Origin of the sequence: Haloferax sulfurifontis (assembly GCF_014635105.1) — an archaeon.
Classification (GTDB): domain Archaea; phylum Halobacteriota; class Halobacteria; order Halobacteriales; family Haloferacaceae; genus Haloferax; species Haloferax denitrificans.
Map to the genome: position 1 here is coordinate 530,397 of NZ_BMCI01000002.1, position 13,984 is coordinate 544,380.

The following is a 13,984-nucleotide window of genomic DNA, read 5'->3' on the forward strand; positions in this document are numbered from 1 at the left end:
GTAGTCCTTGGCGGGTGGTGCGATAGACTCCGCCGACGGTTCCCGCCGTCCGGCGATTAAGCGAGAGGCTATGTGCCTCGGGCGCGAGAGGCGGGGTTCGAGTCGGTGTACTCGGTGCGGGTCTGGGTCACAGATATGGGTTTTCGGAGACGTGTCGGGAGCGGGATTTGAACCTCGGTCGCTCCGCTCACTCTGTTCGCTTCGCTCCCTGGTTCAAATCCCTCTCAGAAACGCTTCACGAAAACAGCCGTCCGCGACGCGCCGAGACGCGTCGCTCGGAGGTGTAGTTTTCAGAGAAGCGCCAGGAGAGGGATTTGAACCCCCGATCCCAGAGGGAACACGCTTTCCAGGCGTGCGCCTTACCGCTCGGCCATCCTGGCTTACAACGCAACGTTCCCGCCTGGATAATTTAAGCCCTTCCTTTCCGTTCGAGTCGCGGTTCGATGGCGTATGTCACGGACACGACCGCGACGCCGGCGACGACCGCCACCGCGGCGACCGCCCCGAACGACGCGTCGATACCGAGTCCGAGGAGAACCGCGCCCTGCGCGAGGACGCCCACGAGCAGGAGGCTCGCCGTGCCCCACGCGAGCGCGGACCGGACGCGGCGGGCCACGTTACGCCTCGTCGACGACGGCGACGGCCTCGATTTCGACGCCGACGCCCTTCGGCAGGTTGCCGACCTCGACCGCCGAGCGGGCCGGCGGCTCCTCGTCGAAGTAGGTCGCGTACGTCTCGTTCATCTCGTCGAAGTCGTCGATGTCGGCGAGGAACACCGTCGTTTTCAGGACGTCGGTCGCGTCAGCGCCGGCCTCCGCGAGGATGGCCATCACGTTGTCGAGCGATTGCGTCGTCTGCGTCGCGATGTCCTCGTCGTCGAGGAGGTCGCCGTCCGGCGTCAGCGGAATCTGTCCCGCCGTGTAGAGGAGCGAGCCGTTGGTCGTCGCCTGACTGTACGCACCGACCGCGGCCGGCGCTTCGTCGGTCTCGATGACGCGCTTCATACGCGGTGGATTTCGCCACGACGGCATAAAATAGGGTGGAACGACCGGGTCCGCGGCGGAGCGTCCCCGCCGCAGTCAGCCGGGTTACACCGATTTCCCGGAGAGGCTGATACCGGTCGTGAGGACGCCCGAGGCGAACAACAGCCCCATCCCGAGCGCGGTGACCACGTCGCCGTCTCGGAGGGCGACCCCCGCGACGGCGACGCTGACGACGACCAGTCCGAGGCCGAGGAGGGTCAGCGGTTTGGTGAGCGATTCGACGGTGGGTTCGGTGTTGGGGAGCGTAGCCATGATTAGATGGTTGGTGTGGGTGTCGGGTGCGGTCGGTCAGGAGTACGATTCGCCGGTCTCGACGGGGCCGCTGAACGTCGAGTAGAGGATGCCGAAGTAGGTGAACACGAGCGGCAACAGAAGCGCCGACGCGACGCTCATGATGTTCAGCGGGAGCACCGACACGATGGCGTCCGCGACGGTCAGCCCGGTCGCGGGGTCGGCCACGGGGAACATGAGCGTCGCCACGAGCGCGACGAACGCGAACACGAGGACCGGGACGGTCCCGAACGCGAGCGTGTAGCGCCCCTCGCGGAGCGCGAGCAGGTAGCCCGCGGCGGCGGCGAGGCTGACGGCGACGAGCGCCAGCGGCACCGGCGCGAGGACGCCGAGGTCGGGGCGGACGGCGACGAGGTAGCCGAGCGTGACGACGACGAGCGCGAGGTAGGCCGCCATCGCCCGGGGGCCGTAGTCGGCCACGTCGCGCTGGAGGCTCCCGCGGGTCTTCATCGCGAGGAAGCCGACGCCGGCGACGACGGTGAGCGCGACGACGGCGAGGCCGACGACGACGCCGGGGAGCGACAGGAGCGACTCGACGCCGAGGAGCCAGTGGGCGGCGAACACGCCGAGGAAGAAGGGCGCGCTCACGCTCCCGACGACGAACGCCCGCCCCCACCACGTCTGCCACGCCTCGTCGTGGCGCTGTTCGTACATCTCGGGGGCGAGCCCGCGGAGGATGAGCGCCCCGAGGATGGCGAACATGAGCAGGTAGTGGCGGCTAAAGAGGTTCGCGTACACCGCCGGGAACGCGGCGAACAGCGCGCCGCCGAAGACGACGAGCCACACCTCGTTGCCGTCCCAGAAGGGGCCGATTGCGGCCAGAAGCGTCTCGCGTTCCTCGTCGTCGTCGCGGGTCGCAAACAGCGCCCCGACGCCGAAGTCGAAGCCGTCGAGGAACAGGAACATCCCGAGGATGAAGAAGACGAGCCCGAACCACAGCTCCTGCAGTGGGAGGCCGAAAAGCGGGTCGGTGGCGAACGCGCCGTAGTCAGTCATCGCCGGTCACCCCCGAGGGCGAGGCGGCCTCCGAACCCCCCGCCGTCTCGTCGACGCTCGGCGGTCCCTCGCGGATGATGCGGCGAATCACGTAGGTGTAGAGCGCGAGCAGGCCGGTGTACACGACGGCGAAGCCGACGAGCGTGAGCGTCGCCTCGAAGCCGGTGAGTCCCGGCGACACCCCCTCGCTCGTCCTGAGGACGCCTTGGATGACCCACGGCTGTCGGCCCACCTCGGTGACAATCCAGCCGACCTCGACGGCGAAGATGCCGAGGAGCGACGACCCGACGAACGCCTTGTGCAACAGGTCGTCGTCGTACAGCTCGTCGGTCCACCAGCGATAGGCCGCCCAGAACGCCAACAGGATGAACCAGAACCCTGCGGCGACCATGAGCCGGAACGACCAGAAGACGACGGCGACCGGCGGGGCCTCCGTGTCGAACTCGTTGAGGCCGGTGATTTCGGCTTGGGGGTCACCCCCGCTTGCTAACCACGACGCCCCGCCGGGGATGCCGATGCCGAACAGCTCTTTCGCGCGCGGGTCGGTGATGCCGTCGAGGCTCGTCGGGATGGCGAAGATGTACTCGGGGACGTAGCTGTCGGTCTCCCAGACGGCCTCCATGGCGGCGAACTTCTGCGGCTGGGTCTCGTAGACGTGGCGGCCGTAGGCGTCGCCGTGAATCGCCTGAAACGGCGCGGTCACGAGCAGGACGACGAGCGCGACCTTGAGCGTCTTTCGCCAGAAGCGCGCGCCCTCGCGGTCGTCGTCGGCGCTGATGCCGCGTTGCCAGACGTGGTACGCCGCGACGCCGGCCATGAACAGCGCGACCGACAGCACCGCGGCGTTCTGCATGTGGACGAACATCCACGGGAACCGCGGGTTGGCGTACGCCGCGATGGGGTCAACGAGCGAGACGACGAGCTGGCCGCTCTCGCGCGCGAGTTCGTACCCCCGCGGCGTCTGCATCCACGAGTTGGCGACGAGAATCCACACCGCCGAGAGCCACGTGCCGAGGCCGACCGCGACGGCCGACACCATATAGAGTGCGTCGGAGACCTTCTCGCGGCCGAAGACGAACACCCCGAGGAACGTCGCTTCGAGCATGAACGCCATCATCCCCTCGGTCGCCAGCGGGCCGCCGAACAGCTCGCCGGCCGCCGTCGAGAACGCCGCGAAGTTCGTCCCGAACTCGAATTCGAGGACGATGCCGGTCACCGTGCCGACGACGAACGAGACGGCGAAAATCTTCGTCCAGAACCGCCTGAGCTGTTCGTACACCGGGTCGTCGGTGCGGATGTCCTTCCACGTGAAGTAGATGAGGAAGGGCGCGAGGCCCATGCTCATCACGGGGAAGATGATGTGGACGATAGTCGTGAGCGCGAACTGCAACCGGCTGGCGATGACTGGGTCGAGCATGGTTGGGGTGCGGGGTCGCTGACGACGAGGCGAACCGGGGGCCGGGGGCGGTGGACCGGAGACTCCCTCTTAAAGACCTTCGTATTGGGGGAGAGTCAATCCCCGCATGCTTCCCACGAACTGAAAATCATCGTAGCCGGGGTCTACCGCCCGAATTCGACATAATCGACCGGGTAAAATGGGGGCGTCCGTCGGGGGCCGGGCACGCGCTCACACGCCCGAAACGCGCCCGTCTCTGGCGGACTCCGGTCGCCGACGCGTCGACCGACCGCCTCGACTGCCCGACCGTCCCGACCGACAAGCATACGCCGGAACAGTTCGGATTTAGCACATGAACCTCCTGTGGCAGGTCGGCTCCGTCGGGGTCGTGGCGCTCGGCGTCGCGTACCTCGCGTTCCCGGCGCGAATCCACGCGTTCGGGTTCGAGTTCCTCCGCCGCCCGTCCCCGGACGGCTCCGAGAAGTCCGCCCCGCCCGTCTGGCTCTACCGGGGCATCGGCGCGCTCCTCGTGTTCATGGGCCTCACGCGGCTCGCCTGAGCGGTCGGCTTCGAACGAGGGTTCCGGCCGACCGCGCCGGCGACGCGGTCAGTCGAGGACTTCCACGTCGTAGCCCGCCTCGCGGAGTTCGCCGAGGAGCGACTCGACGTGGTCGGGCCCGCGCATTTCGAGGTCGATTTCGACCTCGGTCGCGTTCAGCGCGATTTTCCGCGAGGTGCGGTCGTGCCTGACGGCGTAGATGTTCGCCTTCTCCGCGGCGATAATTCCGATGAGCTGTTCGAGCGAGCCGGGGCGGTCTTTCAGTTCGGTCCGAATCTTGAGGTACCGGCCCGTCTCGACGAGGCCGCGCATCACCACGGTCGTCAGCGTGTTCATGTCGATGTTGCCGCCGCACAGCGCGGGGACGACGACCTCGCCCTCCTCGTAGTCGAACTTCTGGAAGAGGAGCGCCGCGAGCGCGACGGCCCCCGCGCCCTCGACGAGCGTCTTCGCGCGTTCGAGCAGGTAGGTGAGCGCCACGGCGATTTCCTCGTCGGAGACGGTGACCACCTCGTCCACGCGCTCGCGGATGACCTCGAACGGCTTGTCGCCGATTCTGCGGACGGCGATGCCGTCGGCGATAGTGTCCACTTCGTCGATGGTCTGAATCGACCCCTTGTTCAGCGAATCGGCGGCGCTGGAGGCCTGTTCCGCCTGCACGCCGATGACGCGGGCGTCGGGGAACTGCTCTTTGATGGCCGTCGAGATGCCGGAGATGAGGCCGCCGCCGCCGATGGGGACGACCACGGTGTCGAGGTCGGGGCAGTCCTCCGCGATTTCGAGGCCGATGGTTCCCTGCCCGGCCATGACGTACTCGTCGTCGAACGCGTGGACGTAGGTCCGGCCCTCCGCCGCCTCGATTTCGTGGGCCTTCGCCTGCGCCTCGTCGTAGTCGTTGCCGTAGAGCACCACGTCGCCGCCGTAGCGCTCGGTCGCTTTCACCTTCGAAATCGGCGCGTACTCCGGCATGACGATCTTCGAGTTCACGCCCGCCCGCGACGCCGCGAGCGCGACGCCCTGCGCGTGGTTGCCGGCGCTCGCGGTCACGACGCCCGCGTCCTGCTCCTCGTCGGAGAGCGTCACGATGCGGTTGGTCGCGCCGCGAATCTTGAACGACCCCGTGCGCTGGGTGTTTTCGAGCTTCAGGTACACCTCGGCACCCGTCATCTCCGAGAACGTGTGGGAGTACTCCAGCGGTGTCCGCCGGGCGACCGCTTCGACGCGCTCGCGGGCGGCGCGTACGTCGGCAAGCGTGAGCATGGTCGGAAATCGCCCGTGTCTGTGTTTAATCGTTCGGGACCAGTCCGCATCAGGGGCGTGATGTCAACCCTCACGGTCGTCGGTTGAGAACTCGGTCTCGCCCCCGGCAACGCGCGCCGTCGCCGTCGCTCGCCGGTCGGTGAAAGGGGAAAGGGGGAATGCACGCGTGTGACGTGCAACTGTCTTTCTGGTCCCCGTGCATATAAACGTCCCCCACCCGGAGTGAAAGTGAAATCGAACGACTGCGGCGACCAAGCGCTCGCGTCTGACGTTCGTCATTCGCGCGTCGTATCGAACACGACCGACGGGACCGCCGCTTCCGGTAGCGTCAACTGCGCGAGCTCCGTGGCCTCGGCATGAACCTCGGTCGCCTCCGGCGGGTCTGGAAGCGTATCTTCTCGCTCGCGTGGCCGGTGATGGCCGAGCAGACCGCTCAGACGGCGATGCGGACCGTCGACGTGGCCGTCACCGCGGCGCTCTCCCCGGCCGCCGTCGTCGCTATCGGCCTCGCCGATCTCTACGCCCGGTTTCCGCTCCGCATCGGCCTCGGCCTCGGCGGCGGCGCAATCGCGCTCTCCAGTCAGGACACGGGGAGCGGCGCGGACGCCAACCGGAGCGAGGCCATCTCGACGGCGCTCGTCCTCGCGTTCCTCGCGGGAATCCCGTTTCTGATTTTCGGCTTCACGCTGGGCGACGCGGCCATCGGCGCGTTCCCCGCGAGCGACCGAGCCGTCGAACTGGGAACGACGTATCTCGCGGTCATCTTCGCCACCTCGCCCGCGCGGCTGGTCTCGCTCGTCGGCTCGCGGTCGTTGCAGGGCGTCGGCGACACCCGGACTCCGATGCTGGTCAACGTCCTCGCCAACGTCGTCAACATCGGGCTGTCGGTCGGCCTCGGCTTCGGCCTCGCCGGTCTGCCGCGCTCGGCGTGCTCGGCGTGGGGCTCGCCACCTCCACCGCCAACGTCCTCTCGGCGGGCCTGCTCCTCGTCGCGCTCGCCCGCCCCGCGTCGCCGACCTCGCTGGTCCGCCCCCGCGACCGGACGGTCGCCGGCCAACTCGTTCGCATCGCCACCCCGCGAGTCGGCGAGGGCATCGCGGCCGAACTCGCGGAGTTCCCGTTCAACGCGCTCCTCCTCGGCTTCGGCGACGCCGTCAACGCCGGCTTCCAAATCGGCCGCCGGGTCTACCAGCAGGTCGCCAGCCCGCTGGCGCGCGGCTACAACGTCGCCGCCAGCGTCCTCGTCGGACAGGCCCTCGGGGCGGGCGACAGCGAGGCCGCCCGGTATCAGGGAGAGGCGGTGGCGCTCCTGTCCGTCGTTTCGGTCGGCGGTATCGGCCTCCTGCTCGCGGCGTTCACCGAACCCGTCGTCGGCCTCCTCGGCTCCGGCGGCGGCGCGGACATCGAGTGGGCCGTGAAGTTCGCCGTCGCCTACGGCCTCGCCGCGCCGGGGCTGGCGCTGTTCGTCGGCCTCTCCGGGTCGCTACAGGGCGCGGGCGCGACGCGAATCCCCTTCGTCGCCCGGCTGACCGGGGTGTTCGGCTTCTTCGTCGGGCTGTCGTACCTGCTCGTCGAGGTGTTCGACTACGGCCCGCTCGGCGCGCGAATCGGCATCGTCCTGTCGTTCACGTGGATGGGACTGTTCGCGCTCGTCGCGTTCTACTACGCCGACTGGGCGGGCCACGCCGACTCGCTCATGGTCGAACGCGGGAGCGTCGGCGTCGAGGACGCCGGCGAAGACGACTGAGCGAGGCGCGCTCGGACGACGGACGGCGGAGACGGAAGCGGGAGCGCCCCCGGCGGGCGACGCGTCGCTCCGGGTGACGGGGAACGGGAAAAAGTCGCGTGCGACGCGTCGCCTATCGCTCGTCGACCGACGGGAAGTCGAGGTCCTTCTCGCCGGTGTAGCGGGCGCGGGGGCGGATGAGACGGTTGTCCTCGTACTGTTCGAGGACGTGCGCAATCCAGCCGCCGGCGCGCGAGACGGCGAAGATGGGGGTGTAGAGGTCGATGGGGATGCCCATCTGGTAGTACGTCGACGCGGAGTAGAAGTCCACGTTCGGCGCGAGACCCTTCTCCTCGCCGATGTACTCCTCGATGGCGACCGACATCTCGTACCACTTCATGTCGCCGGCGGCCTCGCCGAGCGCCTCGGATTTCGCGCCGAGAATCTTCGCGCGGGGGTCCTTGACGTTGTAGACGCGGTGGCCGAACCCGGCGACGCGCTCGCCGCGGTCGAGAGCGTTTTCGACCCACTCGGTGGGGTCCATATCGCTGTCGTCGACGTCCTTCAGCATCCGCATGACGTTCGCGTTCGCGCCGCCGTGGAGCGACCCCGAGAGCGTTCCGATGGCCGACGTGACCGCGCTGTAGAGGTCGGAAAGCGTCGAGGACGTGACCATCGCGGAGAACGTCGAGGCGTTCAGGCCGTGGTCGGCGTGGAGCACGAGCGCCATGTCGAACGTCTCGGCGAGCACCTCGTTCGGCTCCTCGCCGTTGAGCATGTAGAGGAAGTTCGCCGCGTGGTTCAGGCTCTCTTCGGGCTCGACGTAGTCGTCGCCGCGACGGAAGCGGGCGTAGGCCGCCAGCACCGACGGCATCTTCGCCGTGATGCGCTTTGCCTTTTCGAGGTTGACCTCGCGGTCGGTCACGTCCTCGAAGTCGGCGTTTTCGTCGTACGCCGACATCGCGGAGACGAGCGTTCGGAGCGCCGCCATCGGCGACTCGTCCTGCTCGGCGAGTTCGCGCGCCACGTCGAGGACGCCGTCGTCGAGGCCGCGGTGGGCCGCGAGCTCGTCGGAGAACGCGTCGAGTTCCTCGCGCGTCGGAAGCTCCCCGTGCCACAGGAGATAGAGCACTTCCTCGTAGCTTGCGTCCCGTGCGAGGTCTTCGATATCGTACCCGCAGTAAACGAGTTGTCCCGCGTCGCCGTCGATGAAACTGAGCTTCGATTCGGTGACCAGCACACCTTCCAGCCCCCGCTTCAGTTCGCCTGACATACCCAGAACGTTGCCTACCATATCAAAAAAGCGTTATCGTTTTCACTCATATGTTATCGACCGCCATACACATACGAAGGCAGTTCCGTCTGTCGATTTCGGCGACTGTTGCTGTCTAACATAGTGTTCGACGATTGTCGTTGTTTTCGGGCCATTTATACGGTGTTCCCGAGCCGCGCCGCGCGCGCCGCTCGGGCGACCCTCGCAGTCATATACGTCGGCGGCGTAGTTCGTTCGAACCACGGTGGCACCACTATTCCTGGCAAGCCTTTTGCCGTCCCGTCGTGAAGGCGGGCGCATGAATCCGGAGGACATCGAGTACGAGCCTGTCAGCGTCAAGGCCGTCCTCGCCGAGATGAAAGACACCGCGGAGTTACTCATCGACCTCTCGTACTCCGCCGTCCTCCACGCCAACGACGACCTCGCGGCCGAGGTCCTCGACCTCGAAGAGCGGATGGACATCCTCCAGCTACAGGCGCGTATGAGCCTGATGATGGCCGCTCGTAGCCCCGAGGACGCCGAGGAACTCGCGCCCGTCCTCGGCGTCGTCGGCGCGGCCGAGAAGATTTCGGACGCCGCGGGCGACATCGCCAAGGTCGTCATCGAGGACATCGGCCTCCCGGACGCCATCCGAGCGGCGCTCCCCGAGGCCGTCGAGACGACGATTCGGTGCGAACTCACCGACGAGTCGCCGTACGCGGGCCGCGACCTCGGCGACATCAACATGGAGACCGAGACGGGCGTCCGCGTCGTCGCCATCCACCGCGCCGGCGAGTGGGTGACCAACCCCGACCACGAGACGACGCTCCGCGCCGGCGACGTGCTCCTCCTCCGCGGCCGCGACGACGGTCTCCAGACCGTCCACGAGGCCGCCACCGGCCTCCGGTACGACCCGCCGGACGTGCCCGAGCCGACCATCGAGGACCTCGAACGCGCCGTCGACTCCATCGTCCTGATGAAGGACATGAGCGAGCTCGCGGTCGACCTCGCCTACGGCGCGGTGCTGTTCGACAGCGAGGGCGTCGCCGAGGAGGTCGAGGAACTCGAAGCCGAGGTTGACGCGCTCAAGTCCCGGTTCGAGGCGTGGACGCTCCGCGCGGCGAGCCGGGTCGAAGACCCCGTGTCGCTCCGTGGACTCGTCCAACTGGCGAGCGCGACCGAGATGATTTCCGACGCCGCGCTCGAAATCGCCGAGGGCGTCCTCCGCGGCATCGACGCCCACCCCGTCGTCGCCGCCGCGGTCAAGGAGTCCGACGAGGTCATCATCCGCCTGCGGGTCGCCCCGTCGAGCGACCTCGCGGAGGCGACCCTCGGCGACCGGCGCGTCAAGACGGAGACGGGGATGCGCGTCATCGCGGTCCGCCGGGCCGGCGGCCGCGAGTGGGTCGTCTCCCCGGGGTCGGAAACGCGGCTCCACGGCGGCGACCTCATCATCGCCAAGGGGACCCGCGCCGGGGCGGAGCGACTGGGCGAACTCGTCGGCGACGAGCGCGAGTTCGACGAGTAGGCCGGCCCCGCCCCGCCCTGACCGAGTCCGAGCCCGAGGCCGAACCGCCGGAGTCGACGACTCAGAGCGTCTTACTCAGCCGATACGCGGAGACGAGCGTCAGCACCGTCGCGACGAGCAGTGCCGTCGCGGACGCGAGGACGAACGCGAGGAGGAGGAACCAGCCCTCGGGGCCGAGTATCGGGTACTCGCGGGTGCCGGCGAAGGGGCCGAACAGTTCGAGCACCCGAAAGAGATAGGCGACGACGGCCAAGGCGAGACCGACGGCCGCCCCGATAGCGGCGTTTCGCGGCACGTCCAGCGCCTGCACCAGTCCCCCCGTCGGCGGCCGTTCGGGAACGTCGTCTGTCACGCTCGCCGGTTGCGGCCGCGAGACCATAGCGGCAACGCTTTCCTCGGGGGCTTCAACGGACCGAACCCCTAAAGGGAGACGGGTCCGAGGTTGGCGGTATGATTACCTTGGGAACGGCGAGTGCGGCCCCCGGGGAGATGGACGTGGGCCGCCTCGAAGTCGGCGAGTCCCGCGACGGCGGGAGCGTCGGCCTGCCCGTCGCCGTCATCAACGGCGCGTCGTCGGGCAAGACGCTCTACATGCAGGCGGCCTCGGACGGAGACGAACTCAACGGCGTCGGCGTCATCCAGCGGGTCGTCCCGCAACTCGACCCCGCGGAGATATCCGGGGCGATTCTCGTCGTCGGCATCGTCAACTACCACGCCTTTCAGGTCGCACAGCACCGCAATCCGATAGACGACACGAAGATGAACCGGGCGTACCCCGGCGACGAGCGCGGCACCTCCTCGGAGCGCATCGCGGCCGCGACGTTCGCCGCCGCCCGCGACGCCGACCTCATCGTCGACCTCCATCAGGGCTCGACGAGCCGGATGATAGACGAGGTCCGCGTCCGCTGTGGCCGCCACCACCGGATGCACGCCAAGTGCCTCCGGCTCGCCAAGACGTTCGGGTGCGGCTACGTCCTCGACCAGAAAGGTCCCGACGGCCAGCTCGCCCGCGCCGCCCCCGACGCCGGCATCCCGACTATCGACCCCGAACTCGGCGGCTGTGTCGGGTGGGACGAAGAGAGCATCGAGAAGGGCGTCCGCGGCGTCTACAACGTCCTCCGCGGCTACGACTTCCTCGACGGCGACGTGGAGCTGAAAGCCCAGACCCGCGCCCGCGGCTTCGACCAGTACGGCTCGCCGGTCGGCGGCCTCGTCCGGTTCAAACGCGACCTCGGCGAGCGCGTCTCCGCCGGCGACGTCGTCTTCGAGGTGACCGACGTGTTCGGCAAGCTCAAAGCCCGCGTCACCGCCGACCACGACGGCGTCTTCTGGCGCGCGCGCCGCCTCCCGCAGGTCGCCTCCGGCGAGTACGTCTGTTCCGTCGGCATCGACCTCGACACGTACTGACCCCCGACTCCACGCTACCGACACCCCGACTCCACGCTAGACACCACCCACTTACGTTCATGACGACATCACCCGAACTCCCGACCCGGCTCCGACTCGCGTGCGACGCCTGCGGCGAGACCTACGACGCGTGGCGCTGGCGCTGTGCCTGCGGCGAGCCGCTCGACTTCGCGGCCGACCCGACGCCGTCGGCGGCCGACCCGACCGACGCCGACCTCGACTACCGCGACGGTCTCTGGGCGTTCGACGACTTCCTCCCGACGGAGCCGCACGCCAGCCTCGGCGAGGGGATGACGCCCCTCGTCGACGCCGCGGAGTGGGAGGCCTCGTTCAAACTGGAGTACGTCTTTCCCTCCGGTTCGTTCAAGGACCGCGGCGCGACGACGATGCTGTCTCTCGCGTCCGAACTCGGCGTCGAGCGCGTCGTCGAGGACTCCTCGGGCAACGCGGGGGCCGCCGTCGCCACCTACGCCGCCCGCGCCGGCATCGACGCCGAAATCTACGTCCCCGCGTCGGTCAAGCCCTCGAAGGTCCGCGCCATCGAGCGCGCCGGGGCGAAGCCCGTCCGAATCGAGGGCTCCAGACAGGCCGTGACCGACGCCTGCGTCGAGGCCGTCGAGGCCGACGACGCGTGGTACGCGAGCCACGCGTGGAACCCCGCGTTCTTCGCGGGCACGGCCACCGTCGCCTACGAAATCGCCGCCCAGCGCGACTGGTCGGTCCCCGACGCGGTCGTCACGCCGCTGGGCCACGGGACGCTCTTCCTCGGCGCGTACCGCGGCTTCCGCGCGCTCTACGAGGCGGGGTGGACCGACCGGATGCCCGAACTGTACGGCGCGCAGGCCGCCGGCTACTCGCCCATCGCCGACGCCCGCCACCACACGGCCGACGAGACGAACGACGTCGCCGACGGCATCCAGATTCTCGACCCCGTCCGCGAGGCCGAGATTCACGAGGCGCTCGACGACACCGGCGGCGACGCCATCGCCCTGTCGGCCGACGCGGTCGAAGACGAGCTCGACCGGCTCCACCGCCACGGCTTCTACACGGAGCCGACCTGCGCCGTCGCGCCCGCGGCGCTCCGCGAACTGCGGCTCTCGGGCGTCCTCGACCGCGACGCCGACGTGGTCGTACCGCTCACCGGAAGCGGACTCAAATCGTGAACTCGCCCAGTACACAGCCGAGATAGCGGCGGTCACGGCCGGAACCAGCCGAACAACGACCAGCCGCGCTCCGCCCGTTCGTCTCGCTCTCCGCCCCCGTCGCCGCCTTCGTCTCCGCCGTCGCTCACCCGCGCTTCGAGGTCGCGCCGTCGCTCCCGCTCCGCGTCGAGTTCGCCGCGGAGCCGCTCGTTTTCGTCGACGACGTCGTCGAGCCACGCCCGGAGTTCGTCGAACCGCTCGAACGCCCCGCGGTCGTCAATCGGCGGCGCGTCGGTCGGGGTCGGCGGCCGTCCTCTCGGGTCGCTCGTCGCGTCGTCGTCGCGGCCGTCCCGCCTCCGGTTGTCCTCCGACGGCGTGGACGACCGCCGGACCGCGCTCGACCAGCCGGAGGGGTCGTAGTACTCGCTCGTCTCCCGAATCGCTCGCAGGACCGTCTTCGCGCCGTAGGTCGACCCGTCGGCGTACGCGACCTCGTCCCACGCCGGCCGGAAGAGCCCGGAGTCTCGAAACAGGCGACACATCTGTCGCGCGTCGCCGGCCGTCCAGAACGCGAGAATCGAACACAGCGCCGCGTCCGCCTCGTCGCGGTCGTCGTAGCCGCTCGCGTCGCCCCGCCACAGGCGGGTGAACGTCACGCCGTTGACGGCGTTCGAAGCGCGGCGGACGACCTCGTCGTCGGCGAGGTCGTTGCCCGGCCCGCTCAGTTCGTTGAGGCGCGCGTCGGCGGGCGCTCGGTCCGATTCCGGTGTGGCTGGGTCCGAGTGGACTGGGTCGGCCGCCGGAGCGTCCGGGCCGATTGTCGGAGTCCGCGACGGCTCGGGGCCGGCTTCGACGTACGCGCCGTGAACCCCCGCGAGCGCGTCGCTTCGCTCGGCGACCGCCGCGGGCGCGCCGTCGACGCGGTCGCCCGTCACGGGACAGAACCGCGCGCCGGCCGAGAGTTCGAGGGCGTCGGCTCGGGTGCGTCCCGGCGGGAGCGTCCCGCGGACAATCACGCGGTAGCCCGTCCCCGAGGGACTGACTTCCGTGTAGGAGTCGAGCCGGTCGACGAGCGTCTGCGCCCACGCCTCGGTCGCGCCGGTCTCGGTGTCGCGGCAGTTGTCGAGTTCGATACTGACGAACGGGTCGTCGTCGGTGAAGACGTAGCCCACGCCGTCGGCGGGGCCGCCTCGGACGCGCGCGAGCGCTTCCTCGAACGTCGTCCGCGCCGACGCGTCTGTCACCGACGCGGGGTCGCCGGTCGCGTCGCACGGGACCGGCCGCTCCTCGCCGTCGCACGTCCGTGTTCGCCACCCGACCCAGTTGGCCCGTTCGATCAGGTCGTCCGGGAGCTGTTCCCGCGTCGGGAGTGGTGGCGTCATCG

13 protein-coding genes, 1 tRNA gene and 1 pseudogene are annotated in these 13,984 nt (G+C 69.0%); 5 read left to right on the forward strand and 10 right to left on the reverse strand.

Going from position 1 to position 13,984, the window contains the following annotated elements; genetic code table 11:
- Positions 1–299: 299 nt before the first annotated feature.
- The 6 genes from IEV64_RS07300 to IEV64_RS07325 all read right to left on the reverse strand — a co-directional run bounded on the left by IEV64_RS07300 (position 300) and on the right by IEV64_RS07325 (position 3,747).
- Positions 300–380, reverse strand: a tRNA-Ser gene (locus tag IEV64_RS07300).
- A 29-nt stretch (positions 381–409) separates the two neighbouring features.
- Positions 410–616: a DUF7981 family protein gene (locus IEV64_RS07305; RefSeq protein WP_188423530.1), complete on the reverse strand. Its 207-nt coding sequence runs from the start codon at positions 614–616 to the stop codon at positions 410–412.
- Position 617: 1 nt separating this feature from the next.
- Positions 618–1,004, reverse strand: a complete 387-nt coding sequence (locus IEV64_RS07310; protein WP_148416014.1) for a Rid family detoxifying hydrolase — start codon at positions 1,002–1,004, stop codon at positions 618–620.
- A gap of 84 nt (positions 1,005–1,088) precedes the next feature.
- Positions 1,089–1,295, reverse strand: a complete 207-nt coding sequence (locus IEV64_RS07315) for a hypothetical protein (RefSeq protein ID WP_007274912.1) — start codon at positions 1,293–1,295, stop codon at positions 1,089–1,091.
- Positions 1,296–1,331: 36 nt separating this feature from the next.
- Positions 1,332–2,330: a cytochrome d ubiquinol oxidase subunit II gene (locus IEV64_RS07320; protein WP_007274911.1), complete on the reverse strand. Its 999-nt coding sequence runs from the start codon at positions 2,328–2,330 to the stop codon at positions 1,332–1,334.
- Positions 2,323–3,747: a cytochrome ubiquinol oxidase subunit I gene (locus tag IEV64_RS07325; protein ID WP_188423531.1), complete on the reverse strand. Its 1,425-nt coding sequence runs from the start codon at positions 3,745–3,747 to the stop codon at positions 2,323–2,325. The genes IEV64_RS07320 and IEV64_RS07325 overlap by 8 nt, the downstream gene beginning before the upstream one ends.
- 331 nt (positions 3,748–4,078) lie before the next feature.
- Between IEV64_RS07325 and IEV64_RS07330 the strand changes: the two genes are divergently transcribed.
- Positions 4,079–4,285 (forward strand): hypothetical protein, encoded by a 207-nt coding sequence (locus IEV64_RS07330; RefSeq protein ID WP_007274909.1) that lies wholly within the window; start codon positions 4,079–4,081, stop codon positions 4,283–4,285.
- 48 nt (positions 4,286–4,333) lie between these two features.
- On the opposite strand, the gene ilvA is transcribed toward IEV64_RS07330, so the two are convergent.
- Positions 4,334–5,545 (reverse strand): threonine ammonia-lyase, encoded by a 1,212-nt coding sequence (ilvA, locus tag IEV64_RS07335; RefSeq protein WP_007274908.1) that lies wholly within the window; start codon positions 5,543–5,545, stop codon positions 4,334–4,336.
- 356 nt (positions 5,546–5,901) lie between these two features.
- Between ilvA and IEV64_RS07340 the strand changes: the two are divergent.
- Positions 5,902–7,292, forward strand: a pseudogene (locus IEV64_RS07340) (MATE family efflux transporter).
- 112 nt (positions 7,293–7,404) lie between these two features.
- Here the strand turns inward: IEV64_RS07340 and citZ are convergent.
- Complete coding sequence (citZ, locus tag IEV64_RS07345) at positions 7,405–8,544, reverse strand: citrate synthase (RefSeq protein ID WP_188423532.1); 1,140 nt, start codon at positions 8,542–8,544, stop codon at positions 7,405–7,407.
- Positions 8,545–8,842: 298 nt separating this feature from the next.
- Between citZ and IEV64_RS07350 the strand changes: the two genes are divergently transcribed.
- Positions 8,843–10,051: a potassium channel family protein gene (locus tag IEV64_RS07350; RefSeq protein WP_004970493.1), complete on the forward strand. Its 1,209-nt coding sequence runs from the start codon at positions 8,843–8,845 to the stop codon at positions 10,049–10,051.
- 61 nt (positions 10,052–10,112) lie between these two features.
- Here IEV64_RS07350 and IEV64_RS07355 read toward each other — a convergent pair whose 3' ends face one another.
- Entirely contained in the window at positions 10,113–10,430 is a 318-nt protein-coding gene (locus IEV64_RS07355) for a DUF7536 family protein (RefSeq protein WP_188423533.1), read from the reverse strand.
- A 71-nt stretch (positions 10,431–10,501) separates the two neighbouring features.
- On the opposite strand from IEV64_RS07355, the gene IEV64_RS07360 reads away from it, so the two are divergent.
- Both IEV64_RS07360 and IEV64_RS07365 read left to right on the forward strand, forming a co-directional pair.
- Positions 10,502–11,458 carry a succinylglutamate desuccinylase/aspartoacylase family protein gene (locus IEV64_RS07360; protein ID WP_007274904.1) on the forward strand — a complete coding sequence of 319 codons (957 nt, stop codon included), beginning with the start codon at positions 10,502–10,504 and terminating at the stop codon, positions 11,456–11,458.
- 59 nt (positions 11,459–11,517) lie between these two features.
- The gene (locus IEV64_RS07365; RefSeq protein WP_007274903.1) at positions 11,518–12,621 is read left to right on the forward strand and encodes a pyridoxal-phosphate dependent enzyme; all 1,104 of its coding nucleotides are present in this window, start codon (positions 11,518–11,520) and stop codon (positions 12,619–12,621) included.
- Between the two features lie 32 nt (positions 12,622–12,653).
- Here IEV64_RS07365 and IEV64_RS07370 read toward each other — a convergent pair whose 3' ends face one another.
- The gene (locus IEV64_RS07370; RefSeq protein ID WP_188423534.1) at positions 12,654–13,982 is read right to left on the reverse strand and encodes a phage NrS-1 polymerase family protein; all 1,329 of its coding nucleotides are present in this window, start codon (positions 13,980–13,982) and stop codon (positions 12,654–12,656) included.
- Between the last annotated feature and the right edge of the window lie 2 nt (positions 13,983–13,984).